24 protein-coding genes and 1 other RNA gene are annotated in these 25,581 nt (G+C 39.5%); 12 read left to right on the top strand and 13 right to left on the bottom strand.

What is annotated here, in order from left to right; translation table 11 throughout:
• Window positions 1-28: 28 nt before the first annotated feature.
• Window positions 29-916, bottom strand: coding sequence for an EF-P lysine aminoacylase EpmA (gene epmA / locus W908_RS01230; RefSeq protein ID WP_053819629.1), 888 nt, complete (start codon window positions 914-916; stop codon window positions 29-31).
• A gap of 11 nt (window positions 917-927) precedes the next feature.
• Window positions 928-1,488 (bottom strand): elongation factor P, encoded by a 561-nt coding sequence (gene efp / locus W908_RS01225; RefSeq protein WP_020023513.1) that lies wholly within the window; start codon window positions 1,486-1,488, stop codon window positions 928-930.
• 178 nt (window positions 1,489-1,666) lie between these two features.
• Here efp and sucC point away from each other — a divergent pair, with 178 nt between their 5' ends.
• From sucC to W908_RS01210, 3 genes are read left to right on the top strand one after another with little or no spacing between them, the layout of a single operon-like run.
• Window positions 1,667-2,827 (top strand): ADP-forming succinate--CoA ligase subunit beta, encoded by a 1,161-nt coding sequence (gene sucC, locus W908_RS01220; RefSeq protein WP_053819628.1) that lies wholly within the window; start codon window positions 1,667-1,669, stop codon window positions 2,825-2,827.
• Window positions 2,824-3,690 (top strand): succinate--CoA ligase subunit alpha, encoded by an 867-nt coding sequence (gene sucD / locus W908_RS01215; protein WP_053819627.1) that lies wholly within the window; start codon window positions 2,824-2,826, stop codon window positions 3,688-3,690. Before sucC ends, sucD begins: the two co-directional genes overlap by 4 nt.
• Before the next feature lie 29 nt (window positions 3,691-3,719).
• Window positions 3,720-4,868, top strand: a complete 1,149-nt coding sequence (locus tag W908_RS01210; protein ID WP_053819626.1) for an MFS transporter — start codon at window positions 3,720-3,722, stop codon at window positions 4,866-4,868.
• Here the strand turns inward: W908_RS01210 and queA are convergent.
• The 5 genes from queA to W908_RS01185 all read right to left on the bottom strand — a co-directional run bounded on the left by queA (window position 4,865) and on the right by W908_RS01185 (window position 9,623).
• Window positions 4,865-5,878: a tRNA preQ1(34) S-adenosylmethionine ribosyltransferase-isomerase QueA gene (gene queA / locus W908_RS01205; RefSeq protein ID WP_053819625.1), complete on the bottom strand. Its 1,014-nt coding sequence runs from the start codon at window positions 5,876-5,878 to the stop codon at window positions 4,865-4,867. The two genes, W908_RS01210 and queA, sit on opposite strands and share 4 nt — an antisense overlap.
• Complete coding sequence (locus tag W908_RS01200) at window positions 5,865-6,590, bottom strand: RnfABCDGE type electron transport complex subunit B (RefSeq protein ID WP_053819624.1); 726 nt, start codon at window positions 6,588-6,590, stop codon at window positions 5,865-5,867. The genes queA and W908_RS01200 overlap by 14 nt, the downstream gene beginning before the upstream one ends.
• A 129-nt stretch (window positions 6,591-6,719) precedes the next feature.
• Window positions 6,720-7,490: a ferredoxin--NADP reductase gene (locus tag W908_RS01195; RefSeq protein ID WP_053819623.1), complete on the bottom strand. Its 771-nt coding sequence runs from the start codon at window positions 7,488-7,490 to the stop codon at window positions 6,720-6,722.
• Between the two features lie 62 nt (window positions 7,491-7,552).
• On the bottom strand, window positions 7,553-7,993 hold the full coding sequence (locus tag W908_RS01190) for a DUF934 domain-containing protein (protein ID WP_053819622.1): 441 nt from the start codon (window positions 7,991-7,993) through the stop codon (window positions 7,553-7,555).
• Complete coding sequence (locus tag W908_RS01185) at window positions 7,986-9,623, bottom strand: nitrite/sulfite reductase (RefSeq protein WP_053819621.1); 1,638 nt, start codon at window positions 9,621-9,623, stop codon at window positions 7,986-7,988. Before W908_RS01185 ends, W908_RS01190 begins: the two co-directional genes overlap by 8 nt.
• A 144-nt stretch (window positions 9,624-9,767) precedes the next feature.
• On the opposite strand from W908_RS01185, the gene W908_RS01180 reads away from it, so the two are divergent.
• A complete protein-coding gene (locus W908_RS01180; protein ID WP_053819620.1) occupies window positions 9,768-10,229 on the top strand; it encodes an Lrp/AsnC family transcriptional regulator in 462 nt (153 codons plus the stop codon).
• Between the two features lie 19 nt (window positions 10,230-10,248).
• On the opposite strand, the gene W908_RS01175 is transcribed toward W908_RS01180, so the two are convergent.
• Genes W908_RS01175 through ftsH form a run of 4 tightly spaced genes read right to left on the bottom strand, consistent with a single transcriptional unit; the run spans window position 10,249 to window position 15,105 of the window.
• Window positions 10,249-10,983, bottom strand: coding sequence for a sulfite exporter TauE/SafE family protein (locus W908_RS01175; RefSeq protein ID WP_053819619.1), 735 nt, complete (start codon window positions 10,981-10,983; stop codon window positions 10,249-10,251).
• Window positions 10,984-11,026: 43 nt separating this feature from the next.
• Window positions 11,027-12,355 (bottom strand): phosphoglucosamine mutase, encoded by a 1,329-nt coding sequence (gene glmM, locus W908_RS01170; protein WP_053819618.1) that lies wholly within the window; start codon window positions 12,353-12,355, stop codon window positions 11,027-11,029.
• A 2-nt stretch (window positions 12,356-12,357) separates the two neighbouring features.
• Entirely contained in the window at window positions 12,358-13,167 is an 810-nt protein-coding gene (gene folP, locus W908_RS01165; RefSeq protein WP_053819617.1) for a dihydropteroate synthase, read from the bottom strand.
• Between the two features lie 12 nt (window positions 13,168-13,179).
• On the bottom strand, window positions 13,180-15,105 hold the full coding sequence (gene ftsH / locus W908_RS01160) for an ATP-dependent zinc metalloprotease FtsH (RefSeq protein WP_053819616.1): 1,926 nt from the start codon (window positions 15,103-15,105) through the stop codon (window positions 13,180-13,182).
• A gap of 173 nt (window positions 15,106-15,278) precedes the next feature.
• Between ftsH and holA the strand changes: the two genes are divergently transcribed.
• The 8 genes from holA (at window position 15,279) to W908_RS01125 (ending at window position 22,459) form a co-directional block, all read left to right on the top strand.
• Complete coding sequence (gene holA, locus W908_RS01155) at window positions 15,279-16,301, top strand: DNA polymerase III subunit delta (protein ID WP_053819615.1); 1,023 nt, start codon at window positions 15,279-15,281, stop codon at window positions 16,299-16,301.
• Entirely contained in the window at window positions 16,285-17,544 is a 1,260-nt protein-coding gene (locus W908_RS01150) for a glutamate-5-semialdehyde dehydrogenase (RefSeq protein WP_053819614.1), read from the top strand. Before holA ends, W908_RS01150 begins: the two co-directional genes overlap by 17 nt.
• Before the next feature lie 12 nt (window positions 17,545-17,556).
• A complete protein-coding gene (gene tyrS / locus W908_RS01145) occupies window positions 17,557-18,741 on the top strand; it encodes a tyrosine--tRNA ligase (protein WP_053819613.1) in 1,185 nt (394 codons plus the stop codon).
• 33 nt (window positions 18,742-18,774) lie between these two features.
• Window positions 18,775-19,124: a transfer-messenger RNA gene (gene ssrA / locus W908_RS08675) on the top strand.
• Window positions 19,125-19,240: 116 nt separating this feature from the next.
• Window positions 19,241-19,897: an HAD family hydrolase gene (locus W908_RS01140; RefSeq protein ID WP_053819612.1), complete on the top strand. Its 657-nt coding sequence runs from the start codon at window positions 19,241-19,243 to the stop codon at window positions 19,895-19,897.
• Between the two features lie 11 nt (window positions 19,898-19,908).
• Window positions 19,909-20,916 carry a YeiH family protein gene (locus tag W908_RS01135; protein ID WP_053819611.1) on the top strand — a complete coding sequence of 336 codons (1,008 nt, stop codon included), beginning with the start codon at window positions 19,909-19,911 and terminating at the stop codon, window positions 20,914-20,916.
• A gap of 11 nt (window positions 20,917-20,927) precedes the next feature.
• Window positions 20,928-21,149 carry a hypothetical protein gene (locus tag W908_RS01130; protein WP_020023546.1) on the top strand — a complete coding sequence of 74 codons (222 nt, stop codon included), beginning with the start codon at window positions 20,928-20,930 and terminating at the stop codon, window positions 21,147-21,149.
• 41 nt (window positions 21,150-21,190) lie between these two features.
• Entirely contained in the window at window positions 21,191-22,459 is a 1,269-nt protein-coding gene (locus W908_RS01125; RefSeq protein WP_053819610.1) for a BaiN/RdsA family NAD(P)/FAD-dependent oxidoreductase, read from the top strand.
• Here the strand turns inward: W908_RS01125 and W908_RS01120 are convergent.
• Both W908_RS01120 and W908_RS01115 read right to left on the bottom strand, forming a co-directional pair.
• Complete coding sequence (locus W908_RS01120) at window positions 22,453-23,652, bottom strand: DegT/DnrJ/EryC1/StrS family aminotransferase (protein WP_053819609.1); 1,200 nt, start codon at window positions 23,650-23,652, stop codon at window positions 22,453-22,455. The genes W908_RS01125 and W908_RS01120 overlap by 7 nt on opposite strands.
• Before the next feature lie 179 nt (window positions 23,653-23,831).
• Complete coding sequence (locus W908_RS01115) at window positions 23,832-25,373, bottom strand: phosphoenolpyruvate carboxykinase (protein ID WP_053819608.1); 1,542 nt, start codon at window positions 25,371-25,373, stop codon at window positions 23,832-23,834.
• Between the last annotated feature and the right edge of the window lie 208 nt (window positions 25,374-25,581).

Below are 25,581 nucleotides of genomic sequence, written 5' to 3'. Positions count from 1 at the left end.
CCCTCTTTAATGTTTAGTTCACTTTCAATTATAGACTCAATAATGAATATAGTCTCTCAATCCCAATGGCTACTCCAGAGCATTTAGGGATGCCTTCTTCAAGGTCCTCCAGGAAGCCATGATCAAGGAACTCAAAAGGCTTAGATAAGGCCTTCCTTTTATTGAGTTCAGTATTAAAGCGGTCTCGGTAATCATTCGCAAACTGTATTTCTTGGTAGCCATTGGCAATCTCAGTGCCATTCATGTACATTTCAAATCGATGTGCTATAGGGCCATGAATTTCGGCAAGGGCAGCCTGCTGTTTTGGAAAATCATAGATTAAGCATATGGGGATCTCTTTGAGCTTTGGTTCAATTAAATGAACAAAAAGCAGCATTTGGATATCTTCAATCCACTCGTAATCAGAATTTAAACCCAATGAATTCGTTATCTCTTTGAGATCATGAATGTCACTATTGAGTATATCGATTTCTGAATACTCAAAAAATACTTGGGCATATGACAGCTTCTTTGTGGGTGCACTTGAACCTAGAGCAGCCAATAGCTCTATGATTTCATCCATCAGTTGATGTATGTTAAATTTAATACGGTAAAACTCAAGCATTGTGAACTCATTAGAGTTGATTCGTCCATGCTCGTTGTCTCTAAAAACCTGACAAATTTGAAAAATATCACCACTCCCTTTAGATAACAGTCGCTTCATTTCAAGTTCTGGTGAAGTGTGCAGGTAAAACTTGGATGATTTTGCGAGGGCCTGATTAACCAAGACTTCAATGCTATCAATGTAAACGTCGGTTGATGGCGCTTGCAATAGAGAAGGGGTTACTACCTCGATGACTTGACGTGAATAAAAGAAATCTCGAATTGTTCGAGTAAAGTCTTGATACTCCCTGAGATTTTTTTTAACTTTAGACATGAAGACGTCAATTAAGCACGCCCTGAGTATTCATTCGTTCTTGTATCAACTTTAACTTTATCGCCTATACTTACAAATAAAGGAACTTGAACAACAACACCTGTATTTAATGTGGCTGGCTTTCCACCAGTACCTGCTGTATCACCCTTGAGTCCAGGATCTGTATCAGTAACTTCCAAAATAACATGATTAGGTGGGTTGACTGATATTGGATTATTATTCCAAAGCGTTACAATACAAGTGTCTTGCTCTACGAGATAGTTTAAGGCGCTACCCATTGACTCCTGACCTAAATCAAATTGTTCAAATGATGCAGGATCCATAAAATGCCACTTTTCTCCATCACTATACAAATACTGCATTTCCAATTCCATGACATCTGCGGCCTCAAGTGACTCACCTGATTTAAAAGTTTTCTCTAAGGTTTTTCCAGTAATTAAGTCTTTAAATTTAACTCGATTAAAAGCTTGTCCCTTTCCAGGCTTTACAATTTCGTTATTAACAATTGAGCATGGGTTGCCTTCAAGCATTAATTTCATACCATTTTTAAACTGGCTGGTGTTGTAGTTCATAATTTATTGATCCTAAAATTTTTTGAAATAGTATGTGGTGAAATTTAAATTGATATTTTAATAAGATAGATTAGAGAGGTTTTCATAATTCGAATAAATAGCCTAATAAAATATAGTCAGCAATCGAAGAATGATAAAATACTCTCCCTGATATTTTAACCCTAATTCTTTTAATTATATGCATATACATGAACACCAGGCTAAAGACTTATTTAAGAAAAATGGTATTAAAGTGCCAAACTTTATCGTCGTTTCAAATGCGACAGATACTGAATCTGCTTGTATAAAACTAGGTGGCTCCATATGGGTTGTAAAAGCCCAAGTTCATGCTGGTGGTAGAGGCAAGGGTGGTGGCGTCATTGTGTGCAAAAATATCAAAGATGCGATTGAAGCGAGTGAGAGTCTTCTGGGAACTAATCTGATAACTCCTCAGACTGATGCAAATGGACAACCTGTTAATGAAGTCATCATTGAAGCTGGCCAAGATATTGCTAAAGAATTATATTTAGGTCTACTAGTTGATCGGGCCTCAGAAAGAATTACTGTTTTAGCCTCTACAGAAGGAGGAATGGACATTGAAAAGGTTGCCTCTGATACTCCTGATAAGATTATCAAGATGAAAACCAATCCGCTCAGCAAACTATCTTTAGACGAGTGCAGCGAAGTTTCAGTGAAGCTGGGCTTGGACGAATCACTTCATGATGAGTTCTCTCAAACTCTCATGGGGCTATATGAAATTTTTACAACGAATGATGCAAATCTAATTGAAATTAACCCACTCATTATTACCGGTGATAATCAAATTATGGCACTCGATGGCAAAATTGACTTTGATGATAATGCTCTCTATAGAAATGAATCAATTTTGGCCCTAAGAGATGTTGCTCAAGAGGATGAGAAAGAGAGAAGTGCGAGTGAATATGAGTTAAATTATATTTCACTAGATGGAACAGTAGGATGTATGGTCAATGGTGCTGGACTGGCAATGGCGACCATGGATTTAATTGAATACCATGGTGGTTCACCTGCTAATTTCTTAGATGTTGGCGGCGGCACTACATCTGAAAGAGTTGCGAAGGCTTTTGAAATAATTCAAAGTGGGGAAAACGTTAAGGCAATTTTAGTCAATATCTTTGGAGGTATTGTTCGTTGTGACCTCATTGCTAACGGCATACTTCAAGCAATAGAAAAAGTAGGTCTAGCACTTCCAATTGTGGTTCGACTTGAGGGAACAAATGCTAAAGAGGGATTAGACATTTTAAATGCTAGTAACTTTAACATTATTACTGAGGCTGACTTAACTCAAGCCGCTAAACAAGTTGTGGAGATGGCCAAATGAGCGTATTAATCAATAAACAAACAAAAGTAATTTGTCAGGGTTTTACTGGCAAGCAGGGTACTTTTCACTCTGAACAATCTATTGCCTATGGCACTGACTTTGTAGGTGGTGTTACTCCAGGAAAAGGTGGTCAAACTCACTTAGAGAAACCGGTATTTAATTCTGTCAAAGATGCAATGAGTGAGACCGGTGCTAGCGCCACTATGATTTATGTTCCACCTCGATTTGCATATGCCTCCATAGTTGAGGCAATTGAGGCTGAAATGCCTGTAATTGCCTGCATTACTGAGGGCATACCTGTTCAAGATATGATTAAGGTTAAAGCGATTATAGCTGACAGTAAATCAAGACTTATTGGTCCCAACTGCCCTGGTGTGATAACTCCAGATGAATGCAAACTTGGTATTATGCCTGGCAACATTCATAAGAGTGGTACTGTAGGTATTGTGTCTAGATCTGGAACCTTGACCTATGAAGCGGTCCACCAAACAACACTCGCCGGACTCGGTCAAAGTACATGCATCGGTATCGGTGGTGATCCAGTTCAAGGAATGAACTTTATCGATTGCCTCAAATTATTTGAAGCGGATGAAGATACCCATTCAATTGTAATGGTTGGAGAGATTGGTGGGAGCGCTGAAGAAGAGGCAGCTGAATACATTAAATCCAATATTACAAAACCTGTCATTTCTTACATTGCTGGACTCACAGCGCCAAAAGGAAAAAGAATGGGGCATGCAGGTGCAGTTATAAGTGGCGGCTCGGGAGATGCAAAAAGTAAAATTCAAGCGCTCAATAATGCGGGTGTAAGCGTTTCACCAACCCCAGCTTTAATGGGGCAAACATTGCTTGAAGCTTTATAATAGTGATTCAATCTATTAAATAAAGTTGCATGAAATTCGTTAGAAATAGCAGATTTGCAGTTTCAGTAATTTTTGCGATCAATGGAGTTGTCTTTGGTACATGGGCATCTCGCATTCCTGAAATCTCAGATCTCCATAACTTATCGCCAGGCGCACTGGGCTTATTAATCTTTCTTCTTGGCTTTTCCGCTGTTATAGCGTTTTCAGTTTTTGGAAGGGCTGCAGATCGTTATGGAGCCTCAACGGTTACCAAGAGGACCACCTGCATCTTTATTCCTCTAACTCTGATATTTATAGCTCTTGCTAATTCAATATGGGCTCTAGCTGCCGCTATCATTTTCTTTGGTGTCATTCATGGCGGCGATGACGTCGCGATGAATGCTTGGGCTGCAGAAGTTGAGCGAAAGGACGAGCGTCCACTCATGTCCTCTTTTCATGCAATGTGGAGCCTTGGAGCAGGGATTGGTGCTGGGACAGGTGTCATCACCTCTTTCTATAAAGTTACTATGCCAATGCACTTTACCATTACCTCCATTGTCATTTTTTTGGCCATGCTTCCCATTATTACTATCCCTTTCAAATCAGAGAAGAAACAAAACAGCAATAAAGAGCCATTTATTTCGTTCCCAAAAGGAGCATTGCTTCCCGTTGCTTTAATCACATTTTTTGCATCACTCGGAGAGGGCATCGTTGCAGATTGGAGCGCCATTTTTCTGAGAAGTGTTGCAGAACTCAATAATAGCAGTGCAGCCCTTGGGTTCACCGTTTTTTCTGTTTGCATGTTTACCATGAGGCTCATGGGTGACAAGATAGCACTCAAGTTTGGCGCTCATATGACGGCGCGCTACTCTGGATTAATTGCCTTGCTGGGCTCTATCATCGTATTAACATTTAATTCTCTTGTACCATTGGTTATCGGCTTTGGCTTTATAGGCATTGGCATTGCTGTCATAATTCCGCTAGCCTTTTCGCGTGCAGGTAAAGACAAAGAAATTTCCCAAGGGTCAGCTATTGCGAGCATTGCAACCCTTGGATATGGCGGCATGCTGCTTGGCCCCCTATTTATAGGCCTTATTGCTGAATTCACTTCAATTAAAACGAGCTTTTTGCTTTTACCAATATTAGCCTTCCTAATTTTTCTGCTTTCAAAGCACCTTTCAACAAACCCAAGAGTCTAGCTTTTTTCTAAAAGCATAGCATCGCCGTAACTAAAGAAACGGTACTCTTTACTGATAGCGTGCTGATACGTTTGATGCATCTCTTCAAAACCTATAAAGGCGCTAACCAGCATAAGTAATGATGATTTTGGTAAGTGGAAGTTTGTGATCATTGCGTCAACCACTTGAAACTTAAAGCCCGGATAAATAAATATCTCGGTATCACTTTTTTGGCTTCTAAGGTTGCCGCCCAAAGATGCAGACTCTAACGTTCTTACAGCAGTTGTACCTACCGCTATTACACGACCTCCCTCTACCTTGGCTCTCTCTATCTTGTCTACGGTGTCCTGATTAATTTCGTACTGCTCACTATGCATTTTGTGAGCTTTAATATTTTCAACTTTGACAGGCTGAAAAGTTCCAGCTCCAACATGAAGGGTTACGAAAGCATGATCAACGCCCTGCTCCTTCAGATTAGCTAGTAGTTCATCATCAAAGTGAAGTCCTGCCGTAGGAGCTGCAACGGCGCCATCATTTTTTGCATAGACTGTCTGATACCTTTTGGCATCCTCATTTGAGTCATCTCTAACAATATAAGGTGGCAATGGCATATGTCCAATTTCATTGAGCGTTTCAAGGATAGAGCCTGTATCAAAGTAGATGTTATATATTCCATCATTCTTTGAGGTCACCTGAAACTGGCAGTCATTTTCTAGAATGATGTAACTTCCCAACTTAGGAGACCTGCTTGATTTAATCATCGCCCTGGCCTCCCTTTCATTAATTAATCTTTCTATTAACACCTCAACTTTTCCACCTGACTCTTTGTGACCAAATAATCTTGCTGGAATAACTCTTGTATCATTAAGAATAAGTAAATCTTTTGGCTTAAGAAATAGGCCTAAGTCAGCAAAATGACTGTCAACTAAATCATGACCCCTCACCAGAAGGCGTGAGTCAGTTCTTTTGTGGCTTGGGTGTTGAGCAATTAATGATTCAGGCAACTCGAAATCAAAGTCACTTAGTTTCATTTTTTTCCTTTGCATTTTTGATTCGCAGCATTGCTGCATTAATTTTTTCTTTTTGAGCCTTATCCTTTGCCATTTTTTCTTTTAAGGCAATCATTTTTGATTTTAATAGCTCATCTCTTTCGCGCTTGTTTCTCTCTATACGAGATTGATGAAACTCAAATCTGTTTCTCCAATTGTCTCGGATTGCCCTCTCTTGATCTTGCCTAATGTTTAAAGTTTCATTCTGCAGTATATTATTTCCACGTTCAATTGGGTTAGACTCAATCATATCTATACAGTCAACTGGGCAAACGGGCAAGCATAAATCGCAGCCAGTACATTCTTCTGCAATCACCTGCGTCATAACCTTTGAAGAGCCTACAAAAGCATCTACTGGACAAGCCTGTATACAGAGAGTACATCCTATACAGACTTTTTCATCAACCACAGCTATTCGCCTCGGTTTTGTTTCTCCATGAGCTTTATTTAATGGCAGCGTTTCTCGCCCTAGAAGTTCTGCAAGAGCGTTAATTCCATCCTGACCCCCAGGTGGGCACTGATTTATTTCAGCTTCTCCCGCTGCAATTGCTTCAGCATACGGCTTACATCCATCAAAGTCGCACTGGGTACATTGCGTCTGAGGTAAGACTGCATCTATTTGCCCTACTAAGGATTTTCCTTCAGCTTTTGCGGTATTTCCTAAGCCTAAAAGAACTAAAAAATTCTCATTCATATACTTAGTAATTTTAAACTAAATATAGTTAACTTTCTTCTTTCACTATGAATGAAAAGCCACAACTGGCTTTGCCATAAGAGACATTTAGTAATTGCGAGTGAAAAAGACTGAAAGACTAATTAAAATCTAGGATTCTACAAAAGCACGCTCAATAACAAAGTGCCCTGGATTGATATTGCGCGCCTCAATAAAACCCTTGGACTCTAAAATGGCAACTAAATCTTTAAGCATACTTGGACTACCACACATCATAAAGCGATCATCTTCCAATGTAGGATGTGGCTGATCCAAATCTAAAAATAACTTGCCACACTCCATAAGCGTTGTCAGACGTCCATTATTCTTGTATGGCTCACGCGTTACAGTTGGATAATAAACGAGTTTGTCACGCACCATTTCTCCCAAGTATTCATCATTGGGAAGAACATTTTCAATATAGTCAGAATAAGCTAGCTCTGAAACCTCACGAACACCATGAGCCAAAATAATGCGTTCAAATTGATCATAAATTTCGGGGTCCTTAATGATGCTCATAAAGGGAGCCAGCCCAGTGCCAGTAGCTAACAAATAAAGGAAGCGTCCAGGCAGCATATTATCCGGAACTAAGGTTCCTGTTGAGCGCTTTCCAACCAGAACCTCGTCACCTACCTGAAGGTTTTGTAGCTTTGAGGTGAGCGCTCCATCCTGAACCTTAATACTGAAGAATTCCAGCTCTTCCTCATGATTAGAACTTGTAATGCTGTAAGCCCTCATTAAAGGGCGATCATCTGATGGAAGTCCAATCATTGTGAAATGACCGTTTTTAAATCTATAGCCTGGATCTCTAGTGGTTCGAAAACTAAATAAGTTATCATTCCAGTGGTGTACATGGGTTACTTTTTCGGTCATTACTGACATAAATTCTTTCCTTAATTTATCAACATTTTTTGTTAAAAAAACGGTTTTATTATACTCTTAAATTAATACTTTAAATTGAGGCCATTGTTGTTTGCTGCAGCCTGGTAGCAAATACTGAATCCGTTAGAGTAATCTTCCTCATTAAAACCCTTGTAAGACTCGAGTAACTGATAACTCGTAATGCCAGACCTGATCATAAACTGAAGTTGATCAAGGTGGGCATTGATACCAACAATCTCACCTTTAAACTTCCACCTTTTGCTCAAAAAGTAAGCTTGAGAGTAGCCTCTTCCATCATCAAAGTTTCTAAAATCTAAAGCAATTAATTCAATAGAGTCGAGGCTTTCTTTTATTAATCCAACATCGTTCGAGGGATCTAATATTAGGCCAACACCAAGCCTCGATAATTTGTCGCTGTCTTCGAGCCACTCTTCAAATGTAACAAGGTTTATCGTTTCATAATCTTTATTAATGAGACTGATTGGATTTTTTATTTCATCCATAGACCTTCTCCTTAAAGGGTGTTATACCAATCCGCTTAAATACATCAGTAAATTTTTCTTCCTGCTGACGGTTGTCTATGTATACATTGACGATGTCTTCAACGGCATCAACTATTGTTTCCCCGCTTACAGAGGGGCCTAACTTTTTACCAATGTTAGTCTCATGAAGTGTCTCTCCTGCCAGGGTAATTTGATAGTACTCTTCACCATTTTTTTGCATACCCAAAAGACCAATATCAGCGATATGGTGGTGGGCACATGAATTCTCACAGCCAGAAATATTAATCTTTAAATCTCCAATATCAAGTAACCTATTCATATCATTGAATCGCTCTTGAACCCTTGTAGCTATTGGGATAGAGACCGCCTTTGCTAAATCACAATAATCCCTTCCTGGGCAGGCAACAATCTGAGCCAGTGTCCCTTGGTGAGGACTTGAGAGGTCATACTGCTCTAATGATTTCCATAGGTCAAATACTTGATCTTTTCGAACAAAAGGAAACACAATCGTTTGCCTTTTGGTTGTTCTAATCTCTCCCGAACTGAACTCATCAGCGAGTTTTGCAAGAATTCTCATCTGCGCTGATGTTGCATCTCCCGGGGCAGTTCCCAGCTTGGTAAGAGAGATATTGACAATGCTGTAGCCAGAAACTTTATGGCTTCGGACATTGTTTTTCTTCCAAATACTGTAATTGAAGTCGACTTTGTCCTTAAAACCATCAAGATCAATAGGCTTAATTGGTAAAGCGAAATCTTTCTTTAGGCTCTCTAATTCGTTTAAATTTAATTTCAAATCAGGATCATCTTTAGTTTGTTGCCAATCTTCATCAACCAATTTTGAAAACTCAGTTGCACCTAATTCTCGAACAAGGAACTTAATGCGCAGTTTCTTTTGATGGTCTCTGCGACCCTTTAAATTGTATATTCTCAGTGATGATTCTAGGTAGCTTAGTATGTCAACAACTGGAACAAAGGATGCTGTTTCAGCGGCGATCATAGCTGCTGCCCCTAAACCACCTCCCACGAAAACGCTAAAGCCTAGATCTCCATTTTCATTTCGAACCAATCTTAAGCCTAGGTCATGGATTCTTAATGCAGTTTCATCAAGCTTTGCGCCATTAATAGCAATTTTAAATTTACCAGGAAGCCATGAGAATTCTGGATGCAGGTTAAACCATCGCCTAATCAGCTCACAATATGGCCTCGCATCTTCAATCTCTCCTTCAGTTAAGCCCGATAAAGGGTCTGCAGTGATATTCCTTGTGGCTTTACCGCTGGTTTGGATTGCATGGAGTCCGGAATCTGTTAAATCACGAAGTAAATTGGCAATCTCAGGGAGCTGTATCCAATTGAACTGAATATTTTGCCGCGTTGTAAAGTGTCCAAAACCACGGTCATACTTGTCAGCAACATCTGCAAGCGCTCTGAGCTGATCTGAAGCCAAGATACCATAAGGAATTGCAATTCTTAGCATGTGCGCGTGAAGCTCCATGTAGAGACCATTCCTAAGCCTTAAGCTTCTGAATTTATCTTCATCTAGTTCACCAGACAAGTGCCGCTTTAATTGCTTTTCAAATTGATCGACTCGCTCAACTAAAAACTGCTTATCCTCTACGCTGTATTGATACATCTTTTTGAATAATTAATATATTACGCAGAATTATAGTAAAATATTCTATTTTCAATTATAAAAAGAAATAAAAAAGGAATTTTTTCTTAGAAATATATCATATAAAGAATAATATTATATTTTGTACCTTTTTTAGATAACATTATGGACGCAATCGATATTAAACTATTAAAACTACTACAGCATAACGCTGAACTCACAATCCAAGATCTTTCCTCTGAGGTACATTTATCAACAACACCCTGCTGGAAGAGAATCAACCAGCTTAAAAATAATGGCTATATAAATAAAACGGTTGCTCTGGTTAATCGAAAGAGGGTTGGCTCCAATGTCACTGCGATGGTTGGTGTCACTGTAACTAATCATAACCAAGAAAGAATTAGTGTTTTTGCTGATACCGTTAAAGAGATCCCTGAAGTCATTGAATGTTATCGTATGAGCGGTGAAACAGACTACCTTCTTAAAGTGGTTGTGAGCGACATAGAGAGCTATGACAATTTTTATAAAAACTTAATTGAAAAAGTTAAATTTCTAAAGGTGACTTCTAATTTTGCTATTGAAGAAATTAAAAGCACAACCGAAATACCTATCAACACAATGGATTAGCTCGTTATAAGTAATGCCATTAAAAGATTACTTTTGATAGACCTACTATACATATAACAATTAGCGCACTACCTATCCATCTTTTGAACTGGATATCGTTATTAATGATTTGATCATGTACTTTGAGTCCAACAAAGTGTCCAAGTCCTGCGACTGGAATTAACATCAAAGAAAACTGCCAGTTAATGTATACGTCAACCATCAAAAATGCCCCCATCTTTATTGTAACTAATAAAAACCATAGAACAAACAAAGTATTTCTAAGCCTTTTGAGATCAATATTTTGCATGTAGACAGCGACTAATAATGGCGCACCATTGAGTGATGTTCCAGAAATGTAACCACCAAGCATAAGCAGCAATCGACTTCCCCAGCCCCTACGAGATGCAATTTGAAAGTTCATGATCCATGTCAATGCATAAAAAGATGTTATCAAATAAACTATGACTGTCATTAAGGTTGGTGGAAGACTGATTAGACCTATAACACCAATAATTTTTGCAGGCAGAATCCATGGCAGTGACTGCTTTAAATAACCCCAATCGACTATTTTTAGTGATCTTGCGAGCGCAATTCCTGAAAAAAATAGTAAATGTATCCCAATAATGGGGAGCCAATCAATTGGAGACCCTCCAACCAACATTAATAGTGGAAGACCTAAGACTGCGCCGCCAAAACCAAGGCCTGTTCTTACAAAACCAATCCAAATAAAGATGAGTGAAATGATGATTATGTCAACTGGAGTGAAAACCATAATCTTAAATTATGCTAAATATAATATAGTAATTACTTTGTAATTACATTGACTGAATTGCTTCTGATATTTGTTTTGCAGATTCAGTAGCCAGGGCATTATCCACACATTCAACCATAACGCGAACCAGAGGCTCAGTTCCAGATTCTCTAACTAAAAGTCGACCTTTGTCAGAGAGCTTTGACTCAACAGTACCAATTAACTCTAATAGTTTTGAGTCATTTAGGTTGACCTTACTCTCAGTTTTAATATTAATTAGAACTTGAGGGTATTTAGTCATTTCGCTTTTGAGATCGAAAAGAGATTGCCCAGCTTTTACAACAATCTCCAAAACCTGAAGGGCTGCTATGATAGCGTCTCCAGAGGTAGACTTATTTAAGCAGATAATATGTCCAGAGCCTTCCCCGCCCAAAATAGCTTTGTTTTTAATTAAGTGATTCATGACATGTCTGTCTCCGACGTCAGCCTCAATGAACTTCATTCCATTGTCTGTTAATGCGTTGCGAATTCCTAAATTTGTCATCTTAGTGCCGACAACGGTGTTGGATTTTAGTTCACCTCTTTTTTGCCAGGCATTCGCAATAATAAAGACTAACTCATCACCATCTACTTTTTCACCTTTATGATCAACCATAATCAGCCTATCTCCATCGCCATCGAAAGCGATTCCCAGATCAGCACTGTTTTCTATCACCTCGTGCTGGAGATGAAGCGTATCAGTTGCCCCGCACTCACGGTTTATATTGTAACCGTCTGGCGTATTATTAATCATTGTGACTGAGGCGCCGAGCTCAGTAAAAACGTCTTCAGCAATATGGTAAGTTGCGCCATTGGCACAATCAATAACAATCTTTAAGTTGGATAAGTCGCACGATTTATCAAATGTTGACTTACAAAACTCGATATATCTACCAACTGCTTGCCCATAGCGCTTTGCTTTTCCAATGGTAGCTGAATTAACGCTGACCATTGGCATTGAAAGCTTCTTTTCAATTGCTTTTTGAATATCGTCACTCAGCTTGACGCCTTTAGATGAAAAAAACTTTACTCCATTATCATGGTATGGGTTGTGAGATGCACTGATAACGACGCCCGCTGTTGCTCCGAATGCTTGCGTCAGGTACGCAATAGCAGGAGAGGGCATCGGCCCAAGCATGCCAACGTTGACGCCAGCAGATAGGAATCCAGCTTCGAGCGCTGACTCAAATAGATAGCCTGAAACTCGGGTATCCTTTCCAATAATGACGCTAGCACTTCCACTCTCTCTTAAAACAGAGCCTACGGCCCAACCCACTTTTAGTAAAAAGTCGGCTGTGATCGGCGCCTTACCAACTTCGCCACGAATCCCATCAGTCCCAAAAAAATTACTCAAAATTACCCCCTAAAATTCTTAATTTGTTGCCAGACTCTGAGTGCATCACTCGTCTCTGCAACATCGTGGACTCTTATAATATCAGCCCCATTTTCGACAGCAATTAATGCTGCTGTCACGCTCCCAATCATTCTTGAGTCAACGTCTTTGTCTCCCAAAAGGGTTCCAATCATTGATTTTCTAGAGAGTCCCGCAAGAATGGATACGCCAAATTCATGAAACTCTGAGAGATTCTTTAACAAAGCTATATTATGACCTAAGTTCTTTCCAAAGCCAAATCCAGGATCTAATGAGATTGAACTGAGCTCTATACCCGCTAGTTTGCAAGCATTAATTCTTTCCTTAAAGAATACTTTTATATCCCTGACTACATCTTCATAAGTAGGATTATTCTGCATCGTTCTTGGACTTCCCTGCATATGCATGAGGCATATATCAGTTTTAAGTTTTGCAGCCATATCCAAGGCACCATCAGCGCGAAGTGCATTGACATCATTGATAATACTGGCGCCGGCTCCAACAGCTCTCTCCATAACCTCTGGCTTAGAGGTATCAATCGAGATTGGGACATTAATTTTTCCTTTTAGAGCTTCGATAACGGGAATGACGCGGTTAAGCTCATCTTGGACACTGACAGCTTTAGCACCAGGTCTTGTCGACTCACCACCAATATCAATAATGCCAGCACCTTCCTGGACCATTGATGAAGCCTGATCAATAGCTGAGTTAGCATCAAAAAACTTTCCGCCATCAGAAAAGGAGTCGGGTGTTACATTGAGAACACCCATAATGATTGGCTCAGAGACAATCATAGCGAGGATAAATTATGCAAACTGCTCAGTACCACCATCTGCATCAGTCTTAGTATCTAATGAAGATTTAGAGCTTTTTGAATCTTTACCTCCTGTCCCAAGTTCCGAAGAAACCTCTTCAGAATCAACAACATCTGCAGGCTCCCTCATAGGAACTCTTGCCATTAAATCATCTATTTGACTCGTATCAATCGTTTCAAACTCAACAAGCGCTGCAGCCATTGCGTCCAATATATCTCTGTTGTCCTCAATAATCTTATAGGCTGTTGAGTAGTTCCTATCGATAATCTTTCGTATTTCACTATCTACCTTGGTAAACGTTTCATCTGAAATATGTTTATGCTTTGTAACCTGGCGTCCCAAAAAGACTTCACCCTCATCTTCACCGTAAGCCATTGGTCCCATAACACTGGACATACCCCAAAGCTTAACCATCTTGTGAGCTATTTCAGTAGCACGCTCAATATCGTTACTTGCACCTGTAGTGACAGCATCCTCACCATACACAACCTCTTCAGCAATTCGTCCACCAAACAAAGAGGCCACCTGTGAATTAAGTTTGCGTTTTGAAATACTGTAGCTGTCTTTTTCAGGAAGAAACATCGTAACACCAAGTGCCCTTCCTCTTGGAATGATACTTACCTTATAAACAGGATCATGCTCTGGCATTAAACGGCCCACAATAGCGTGGCCAGCCTCATGGTATGCAGTCATTTCTTTTTCAGAGGCATCCATCACCATGCCTTTTCGCTCAGCGCCCATCATAATTTTATCTTTAGCCTTTTCAAATTCTCTCATACCAACAAGCTTTTTACTAAATCGAGCAGCAATGAGTGCTGCTTCATTCGCTAGATTAGCAAGGTCTGCACCAGAAAAACCAGGAGTCCCTCTAGCAATATCCATCGACTTGACATTTTTTGCAATCGGCAGTTTTCTCATGTGAACTTTCAAGATGGCATCGCGTCCATTAATGTCAGGAAGACCAACAGTCACCGTTCTGTCAAATCTACCAGGTCTTAAAAGTGCAGGATCAAGAACGTCAGGTCGGTTAGTTGCAGCAACCACAATGATGCCTTCTGAACCCTCAAATCCATCCATTTCAACTAGCATTTGATTAAGTGTCTGCTCACGTTCATCATGACCACCGCCCATTCCAGCGCCTCGCTGACGACCTACAGCATCAATCTCATCAATAAATATAATGCAAGGAGCATTTTTCTTTGCTTGATCAAACATATCTCTTACTCGAGAAGCACCAACACCTACAAACATTTCTACAAAATCTGATCCAGAAATGAAAAAGAATGGGACATCTGCCTCACCGGCAACTGCTTTTGCCAAAAGTGTTTTACCTGTACCTGGAGGACCGACCATAAGAACGCCCTTAGGAATCTTACCACCCACTTTAGTGAACTTACTAGGGTCCGATAGAAAGTCGACGAGCTCTCCAACCTCTTCTTTAGCTTCATCTACACCAGCAACATCATCAAAAGTGACGTGAGACTCATCCTTTGTGATTAAACGCGCTTTTGATTTACCAAATGACATTGGGTTTTTACCGCCCATTGATCCTCCAGCACCTCTCATCGTATACATGATGACTCCAATAAGAAGCAGTATAGGTGCCAAGGAAATAATTAGCTGTTTTACAAAGCTTTCTTTGGCAGGAGGCGTCGCCTCAACTGAAACGCCGTTGTTTAATAAGTCACCCATCAGCCCAAGATCGCCAGGGCTATAGGTTTCAAACCTTTCACCAAGAGCGGTTACACCGCTAATATTACTACCTGCAATCTTAACGCTTGAGACACTTCCTTGCTTAACACTTTGAATGAATTGAGAGTAACTAATCTCATTCTTTTCATCAGCTACATTAAATTGCCCAAAAAGCGATGCAAGCACACTTCCAAGGACCAACCATAGTAAAATATTCTTATACATAAACTTAAATTTATCCTAAATTAGAAAGGTAAATATACCCTATTGTTTTTTATATATAGTGTTTGATGGCATTTTTCAAGGTTTAATCAATATTTTTTATAACTATGACATAATGAATGAGGGCATACTTAATTTACTTCTGTATAAGAAGCCAGAGTAACTATAGATACTAAATGAATATTAAACCTGAACAACTTCAAAATAATCTTTCAAATCAACTCGCTTCAATTTATTTCGTATTTGGAGCAGAAATACTCCTCGTGGAGCAGTCTTTATCTTTAATCAAGGATTCAGCAAAGACAAATGGATACAGTGAGCGATTTAGGTTTGACATTGATGGCAACTTTTCTTGGGATTCAATATTTAGTCTAATTTCAAGTCCATCTTTGTTTGCTGAAAAAAGGATTATTGAGTGCCGCCTAACAACTGGAAAAATTGGAGTGAAAGGGTCTAAAGCACTCACAGAGCTCGCTGAAAGTTTGCCAGATGATATTTTGCTATTAATTTCCTCTGGAAAATTAGATATGGCTCAGCAAAAAAGTAAATGGTTTAAGTCACTTAATAGTAATGGAATTGTCATACAGCATTGGGAAGTTCAAAGCAATCAACTTGTGGGCTGGATTTCAACTAACATGTCGCAACTCGGTTTAAATTCTAATCATGATGTTGCCAACGCTATAGCTTACTGCACTGAAGGAAATCTTTTAGCCACTATGCAGGAGATCCAAAAACTTAAAATTGCCTACCCTGATGGCAATATCAATCTACAGGAATACTTGAATCAGATTGATCAGCAATCTCAGTATTCAGTTTTTGGAATGATCGACTCAGCCCTTCAAGGTGACAGCGAAAAAGTAAACAAAATTTTTAAATCACTTGTCGAAGATGCGACCCCACCCATCATTCTGATCTCATCGCTCTACCGAGAAATTAAAAACCTAGTGACGATGGCTATTGAACTCAAAACCAACCAGACCATTGAAAGTGTTCTTAGTAATCACAGGGTCTGGCAAAAAAGAAAGCCTTTAATATCGAATGCGCTCAAAAAGCATAGCTACCAGTCGCTTCAAAAACTCCTCCTAACCCTGGGTCGTATTGACCGCTCTCTCAAAGGTATGGATAATCTAAACGTTTATGACGAACTACAAGGCGTAGTTACTTCTTTATCAGGAAAAAGCAATGGGCTCAATAGCTGAATTAATTAAAATAATTGGCCAGAAGGCTAGGTTAGCCTCTGAAACTTTAAGAATTGCCAGCACTGATCAAAAGAATAATGCATTAATCAATATTGCCAGTCAAATCCAACAGAACAAACAATTTATCTTAGATGCCAATGACTTAGACTTAAAAGCTGCTAGAGAAAATAGTATTGATGATGCGCTTTTAGATCGACTAATGCTTAATGATGAGAGACTCGATAGCGTTGTTGAAGGACTTCATCAAATCTCAACCTTGGTTGATCCGATAGGACAAATCTCTGACTTTAAGGAAAGACCAAGTGGCATCAAAATTGGAAAAATGATGGTTCCTTTGGGCGTCATAGGGATGATTTATGAGTCTCGTCCAAACGTCACAGTTGACGCTGCAGGACTGTGCATTAAATCTGGCAATGCCATCATACTAAGAGGTGGCTCTGAGGCTATCAACTCAAACATAGCCTTTTATTCTTGCATCGAGAGAGGTCTCGAAGAGGCAAGACTTGATCCGAACTCAGTGCAACTGATTAAGGTTACTGATCGCGAAGCAGTCACTGAACTCGTTAGTGCAAGTGATTATGTCGATGCAATCATTCCAAGAGGCGGCAAAGGTCTCATCAAAAATATTAGTATGAATGCCAGAATGCCAGTTATCAAACATCTGGATGGAGTCTGTCACACTTATTTAGACAAAGATGCAGACCCTCAAAAAGGAGTTGATATTGCCTTCAATGGTAAGACTAGAAGATACGGAGTTTGTAACGCTACTGAAACCCTTCTCGTTCATAAAGATTTTGACTCCGAAGCCCTATCAAAATTAATCGAGCTTTTCATTAAAAAAGAAGTTGAAATTAGGGGCTGTGAAAAATCTCAGATGCTATCAAATGTTATTAAAAAAGCAACTGAGGATGACTGGAGTGAAGAGTACTTAGCGCCGATTCTTTCGATGAAGATTGTTGATTCAGTCGACGAGGCCATATCTCACATTAATACATATGGGTCTGCCCATACCGATGCAATTGTGACTGAGAATAATGTCAATTCAAAAAAATTCCTATCCGAAGTTGACTCATCCTCTGTTATGGTCAACGCTTCTACAGGTTTTGCAGATGGATTTGAGTATGGTTTTGGCGCTGAAATTGGAATCAGTACAGGTAAATTCCATGTCAGAGGTCCAGTAGGGCTAGAGGGACTTACATCACAAAAATACATCGTCATGGGTGACGGACAAATAAGACCATAGAGAGCATTTAAAATGACAATAGACGAAACACTAGCAATTATTCAAAGAGGAGCAGATGAAATACTACCTCTTGAAGAGCTTAAGAAGAAACTTGAAAAAAACAAACCCTTAAGAGTCAAGCTGGGAATGGATCCAACTGCACCAGATCTTCATCTGGGGCACACTGTCGTCATCAATAAAATGAAGCAGCTTCAAGATCTGGGTCACGAAATTATTTTCTTGATTGGTGACTTTACAGGCATGATAGGAGATCCTACCGGAAAAAATGTAACCCGCAAACCGCTCACAAAAGCAGACGTCCTTGAAAATGCCAAAAGCTATGAAGATCAAGTCTTTAAGATCTTGGATAAGGATAAAACTAGGATTGCCTTTAACTCTGAGTGGATGGGCAAAATGAGCTCTGCAGAAATGATATCACTGGCATCAAGACAGACCGTTGCAAGAATGCTTGAGCGTGATGACTTTTCCAAACGCTACAAAGGCGGCCAAGCAATTTCGATTCATGAATTTTTATATCCTCTCGTTCAGGGTTATGACTCTGTTGCACTGAGAGCTGATATCGAGCTAGGAGGCTCTGATCAAAAATTTAATCTTTTGGTTGGCAGAGAGCTTCAAAAGCAGACCAATATGGAGCCTCAAGTCATCCTGACAATGCCTATTTTAGAAGGCCTTGATGGCGTTCAGAAAATGAGCAAGTCACTCGGCAACTATATTGGTATTGATGAAGATCCTGATAGCATGTTTGGCAAAATCATGTCGATTTCAGATGATCTTATGTGGCGCTATCTTGAACTGTTAAGCTTTGAATCACTTGAAACCATTGAATCCTGGAAAAAAGAAGTAGAGGATGGTGAAAACCCAAGAAACGTTAAGTTTCGATTAGCGGAAGAGATAATTACGCGATTCCATGACAAAGATCAAGCACTCAAAGCGCAGCAAAACTTTATAGATAGGTTCGCAAAAAACCAAATTCCAGATGAAATGGATGAATTCACCTTTTCTAAGGGAATTAAGGTAGCAAACCTTCTAAAAGACTCTAATCTTGTTAGTTCAACCTCAGAGGCATTTCGAATGATTAAGCAGGGCGCCGTAAAAGTTGATGGTGAAAAGCTTACTGATAAAGACTTGGCACTTGACGAAGGCACGCTCGTATTTCAAGTAGGCAAAAGAAAATTTGCTAGAGTGACAATTAGCTAAATTCAATTAATCAAGAGTATAATATACCCATCTGGGGATGACATGGCTTCGACGAGGAGTTGGATTTCAAGGATGCATGTCGAGGACAAAGATTGCTCGTAAAAACGTTCTTTAAATAATAGTTGCAAACGAAGACAACTACGCTTTAGCAGCATAATGCTAACCGTTACTTAGGAGTTGTCTGTACTTTTAGGATAACGGTCGCTAACAGACTCGCCACTATTATTATTTTAGGATAATAGGGTTAAAACCTAAACTAAAATCGCTTTCTACATCCCTGTGGGTCGGGTGGTAAAAAGTTAACTCAATAGACCTTTACTAAGCATGTAGACTTCTTGACTGAAAGTTTTCGGACGGGGGTTCAATTCCCCCCATCTCCACCATTTATGTCTTGCGATAATAAGCATTTTTAATTAAAATGCTGCACTTTTGTGTATCTAAAAAGTAGATACGTGAATACTTCACTATAGAACTATTACAACTTTTTAAGGGCAAAACAATGAATTACAAAGCAATCCTATTTGGATCAATTGGAACACTTATTGAAACTTCAGAGCTTCAACGAAATGCATTCAATCAAGCGTTTTCTGAAAATGGACTAGACTGGAATTGGAGTCCAGCGCAATATCAAGATTTACTAAAAAAATCTGGTGGTCGTCAAAGAATTGAAGACTTTGCGGCTCATCAAGGCATTGAGGTGGATGCAAGCAAACTGCATGAGGAAAAAACTAAAATCTTTGATGGCCTTATGGCTAGTGGAGATGTCTTGCTTCGACCTGGCGTTGCTAACTTTATAGATCAAGCGCTTGAAAATGGGATAAAGCTAGCATTTGTGACTAGCACCTCCAAAGACAATGTAGATGCCGTCTTTCAAGCGCTTAAGAATCAACTTCATAGAAGCAATTTCAACTTCATTGGCAACGACAAAATGGTTTCAAATACAAAACCAAGTCCTGACATCTATCTAAAAGCCCTTTCAGAGCTTAATTTAAAAGCAGAGGACTGTGTTGCTATTGAAGATACTGAAGTCAGTATGCAATCTGCATTAGCAGCCTCAATTAAGTGTATTGGCTTTCCGGGAGCGTTTGCGAAGGATAATGATTTCAGCAGTGCTATACTTGTGACAGATATCCTATCTTTTAATGATCTGCCATAGCGTCTGATAATATGAAATCAGCATTACTCAACATACAGAACCGACTTAATATTCTTTCACCAGGTCTAATTGTTGTTGGAACCATTGCGGCCGCGGCTGGATTTCTGAGTCTTCATTACAAAGCACCAGTCATGTTGTTTGCTCTTCTCATTGGAATAGCGTTTAACTTTCTCTCAAGTGATGAACGTTGTGCTCCAGGCATTGAATTTTCAAGTAAAAAGATTTTGCGTTTTGGTGTTGCATTATTAGGCTTCAGAGTCACACTTGATCAAATTTTAGGGCTTGGAACAAACGCTCTTTTGTTTGTTCCTATTCTAGTTCTCTTATCTATTGGCGTCAGCTGGCTTATTGCAAGGTTGATGGGAAGACGACATCTGTTTGCACTTTTAACTGCCAGTGCTGTTGCAATTTGTGGTGCTGCTGCTGCACTCGCTGTTGCCTCAGTCTTTCCAAACTGGAAAGACAGGCATCGTGACACCTTGTTTGTTGTTGTCTGTGTGACCTCTTTATCAACGATCGCAATGATTATCTATCCCATCCTTTTCTCAATGGCTGAGTTTAGTGAGGTTGAAATTGGAATTCTAATCGGCTCAACGATTCATGATGTTGCTCAAGTTGTTGGTGCTGGTTATGCTGTATCCAATGAGACAGGGGATATAGCCACATTTATTAAACTGCTTCGGATCTCAATGCTCCCTATCATTGTGATTGTGATAGCCATTTTATTGAAAAGAGGCGATGCAACCAGCAATATCAGCCCTAAAGCCTTCCCTTGGTTTGCACTTGCATTTGCAATGTGCTTAGTGATCAATAGTAGTGGTTTTATACCCTCAATTCTCTCTGAATTCCTTGCCGGTGTTTCACAGTGGTCCTTAGTATTCGCGATTGCAGGTCTCGGGGTAACAACTTCCCTAAAATCAATGATGGAATTGGGTGGTAAATCAATCGCACTGCTAGTTCTGCAAACACTTGCTCTTTTGGCTATTGCAGTTATAGCTGTCTCAACTGAATTAATCTAGAAGGCGTTATTATGAAAAGTAAAGTTTTTGAATGGTTTGGAGTGATTACAGCAATTTTGTATTCGATGATGGTGGCGTTGAATGTTGGCGTTGAATTTGCTGGCTTTCTTTTACTTCTTATATCAGCCATCTCCATAGGCTATTGGGCATATCTGGGTCAACATAAAGGAATTCTCTTTCTTCAATTCTTTTATGCGACAGCAGGAATTATAGGTATGGTAAGGTGGTACTGAATTAATCACATCCGGGATCATCAAATTAATATTCAATTACAATGAGCCCAACAAAAAAGAAAACCATCGCAATCATTGGAGGAGGTGCAAGTGGAATTTTTGCCTCGATTCGCTGCGCTGAAATTGCCAAAGAAAAAGATATTGATGTTAATATTTGCGTCTTTGAAGCAACCACAAGTTTTTTAAGAAAGGTTAGAATTTCAGGTGGTGGTCGCTGCAATGTAACTCATCATCTTTTTGATATCAAAGATTTCAGCCTAAAATATCCACGTGGACAGAAAGAACTCCTCTCTCCCTTACAAAAATTTCATGCATCCAATACCATTGAGTGGTTTGAAAATCGTGGAGTTGCCCTTAAGCATGAAAGTGACGGGCGCATGTTTCCAGTAACAGATAACTCAGAAACCATTATTGACTGCTTTCTCAAAGAAACTCATAAACACAAAGTTAAATTAAAAAATAAAACGAATGTTACTGCTATAAATAAACTTCAGAATGGAAAAATAGCTTTATCTATAAATAAGGATGAGTCATTCATAGCTGATTCAGTTTTAATTGCTACTGGTAGCAAGCCATTAGGATACGATCTTGCAAAATCTCTTGGCCACTCAATAACAGAAATTGCTCCATCTCTTTTCACGTTCAAAATTGCCGATCCCGTCTTAGAAAACTTATCCGGCACCTCTTTTACTAATGCAACACTAACCCTTAACATTGAAAACGCAAAGCCCTTTGCTGAAACTGGCGCTCTGCTAATCACCCACTGGGGCTTGAGTGGTCCTGCCCTCTTAAAGCTATCAGCCTGGGCTGCACGTGAAATGATGCATGCTGACTACAAAGCTAAAATTATTGTGAATTGGCTAAGCATTGAAAATTTGAGTGATGCTGAAAACCTTCTAAAAGATATTAAAAATAGCAACACTAAAACCTCAATTGGTAATGCCTATCCAAAAGCCCTAACCAAAAGATTTTGGCTGCAGCTTCTTGTTAAATGCTCAATTTCAAAAGAAAAAAATTGGTCTGAAATTAGCAAAAATGAATTAAATCAAATTATAGAAAATTTGATTCACTGTGAACTCAGTATTCTTGGAAAAAGTCGATTCAAAGAAGAGTTTGTCGAATGCGGCGGAGTCGACCTCAAAGAAATTAATCTAAAAACGATGGAAAGCAAAATTTGCTCGGGATTATTTTTTTCTGGTGAAGTTATGGATATTGATGGTATCACTGGAGGATTCAACTTTCAAAGCGCATGGACCTCTGGATGGATTGCTGGAGGCAATATGGCTCTTCAAGAAAGCGGTAACTACTGATCAAGAAGCTGACCCGCGCATTCAATAATAACCTCTGACAAATGAGAACAGTCAACAAGAGTAAACGTTAACGGCAACCTTAAGTCAAATAAACAAGACAAGATTTCATCTGATTTTTTGAGCTCTTGGGAGCTCACATATTTCCAGCTCTTATGATTACTTGTAAACCCATTTGGGTCATCATTTCCAAACCATTTCAGCTCAACACCTAGTTTCTTATTACTCTCAATAAACGTTTTGGCTTCAGAGTTTGAAATTCCTGGAATTCTAAACTGGATTGAGCTTCCAACGTATCTCTCTTCTTTAAAGCGAACTGGAACCTCAATTCCTTTGACTTGTCTTAACTTACTCTCAACTAACTGGTAGCGCTCATTCCAACGCTCAACATTATTATCTAGATTACCTAGTTGCGGCCTAAGAATGGAGGCCCTGAGATTGTCCATGCGCCCTGAATAGTTTGGGGTTTCAAGCCTAATATTTTCAAATACCTCTGCCTTTGGAGAGGCCCCATGCCTTTCATAAAGCATATAGGACCCAGAATATATTATTGCACGGGCCATAAACTCCTCATCATTTGATGTCAAGAGTCCGCCCTCACCAGAATTCAAATGCTTATAGGTTTGAGTACTAAAGCAACCAGCAAGCCCAAAATTACCGCTCTTTTGTTTACCCCATTGGGCACCCATAGTATGAGCACAATCCTCAATAAGTATTAAATTATTTTCATTGACAATTTTCATTAACTGATCCATATCAACGAGGTGACCACGCATATGAGAGATCAGTAAAAAACGTGCACCACTTGAATTGGCTTTCTTAGATAAATCATCTAGATCTAAGACAAGGTCTTTTGTAATCTCTATGAAAATTGGTTTTCCGCCCGCATTAGAAATTGAGCCAGGAACAGGCGCAAGAGTAAAGGTATTTGTGAGAACACTCTCCCCAGGCTGAAGGCCCGCAGCTCTAAGGGCAACACTCATAGCATAACCACCTGACGCACATGCTAAACAGTATTTTGATCCTTGATAATTAGCATATTCTTGCTCCAAAAGGGAAACCTCTGAAAGCTCATCTTCAACGGTATTATATCGATGAAGTCTGCCAGACTTAAGGACCTCCACTGCAGCATCAATGGCCTCTTGGCTAATTGACTCTTGCTGTGTGAAAGGACGTGAAAACGCTTTGATTGCCATTATGACTTCGAATATTAAATGATTTAAGCCATAAAATAATATAGAAAATCTTTGGCTAAAAGGTGTTATTTACATGAAAAAGTACAGAAAGAATATTTATAATTCATTTATGAAAAACACCCCACCAGTCGTCATTGCTGCCATTATCATCGCAGTTGTGGTTTTACTTATACAGAATTTTATTTACTAACTTCTATAGGTCCTGCAGCAATAATTGACTCATCAACATTAAACTGTTTAAAGTTTTCAGAAAACAACTTTGCAAGTTTTGATGACTCATTATCATAGTCCAACTTATTCTCCCAGGTATCACGCGGGTTGAGATAAGTATCATCTACTCCTGGTATTGACAACGGAATATCCAGATTTAAATCGTCAAGATGCCTGACCTTTGAATTAAGTAAATCACCGCTCTGACATGCTGAGACTATTGCCCGAGTGACCGGGATTGGGAATCTCGATCCAGATCCTCCAGGAGCACCCGAGCCCCCAGTCCAACCAGTATTCACCAGGTAAACTTGAGTATCAAACTCTGCAAGTCGTTTAATAAGCAGATTGGCATAGCTTCCTGGCGATCTTGGCATAAACGGCGCTCCAAAGCATGACGAGAAGGCTGGATTTATGCCAGCTTGAGCGCCTAGCTCTGTTGAGCCTACTCGCGCAGTGTACCCTGAAAGAAAATGATAAGCTGCCGCCTCTTTACTCAGAATTGAGACAGGTGGAAGTACTCCAGATACATCACAGGTTAAGAAAATAACAACCCTTGGTTCGCCTGCTGAGTTTTCTTTAACACGTTTTTTAACATGCTCTAATGGATACGAACACCGACCATTCTCAGAAATAGTCGTATCGTCATAATCAGCTAGACCATTGTGATCAACTTTTACATTTTCAACAATGGCGCCATGATGGATAGCATCCCAAATAATAGGTTCATTTTTTTGGGAAAGGTTAATGGTTTTTGCATAACAACCTCCCTCGATGTTAAACACTGAACCTGTGGACCAGCCATGCTCATCGTCTCCAATCAAATAACGCTCAGGGTCAGCTGATAGGGTCGTCTTTCCAGTTCCTGATAGACCAAAAAATAAAGCTGTATCACCATTTTCTCCAACATTTGCAGAGCAATGCATTGGTAAAACGTCTTTTTCAGGGAGTAAAAAGTTTTGTACTGAAAACATTGCTTTTTTCATCTCACCTGCGTATCTCATTCCAGCAAGTAAGACCTTCTTTTGAGCAAAATTAATAATAACAACGCCATCGGAATTTGTGCCGTCTGTTTGAGGATCACAGACATAGGATGCAACATTCAGAATAGACCATAGCTCTTTACCTTTTGGGTTAAAGGTATCAGGCTTTATAAACATATTTCGTCCAAACAAGCCCTGCCAAGCAGTCTCCGTATTGACCTCAACTGGAAGGTAATGTTCAGAGTGAGCACCTACATGAAGGTGTGATCTGAAGGAGTCATTTTTGGACAAATGATTCTCAACTTTAGTCCACAAAGCGTTGAAATTTTCTTCAGAAAAAGGTCTATTGACCTCACTCCATTCAATAAATTCTGATGTCGAAGGCTCATCAACAATGAAACGATCGTTTGGGCTTCTGCCAGATCGGTTTCCAGTCTCAACTAATAAAGCGCCCGTATTTGTGAGGGAACCCTCACTTCGATTCAATGACTCACTAATAAGCTCCGTGGGAGCTAAATCAATATAAACCATTAACTTTACCCTATAGTTTCAAAAGTGAATTATCACAGATAAACCCTATCAAAAATAAGGATTTTATAAATTTTTTATATTGCGAATCTAGACTACATGCACTCCCACAACATGGGCGATGAAAATAACAAAAATTTCATTAGATTTGGCTGAATAATTAGAAAAAATAATACACAAAGAATGGTGATTATGAGCGCAAGTTTAAATT

This window comes from Candidatus Pseudothioglobus singularis PS1, from assembly GCF_001281385.1.
In the GTDB taxonomy this organism is placed as follows: Bacteria; Pseudomonadota; Gammaproteobacteria; order PS1; family Pseudothioglobaceae; genus Pseudothioglobus; species Pseudothioglobus singularis.
The sequence above is the reverse complement of the archived record's forward strand: the minus strand, read 5'-3'. Positions and strand labels throughout refer to the sequence as shown.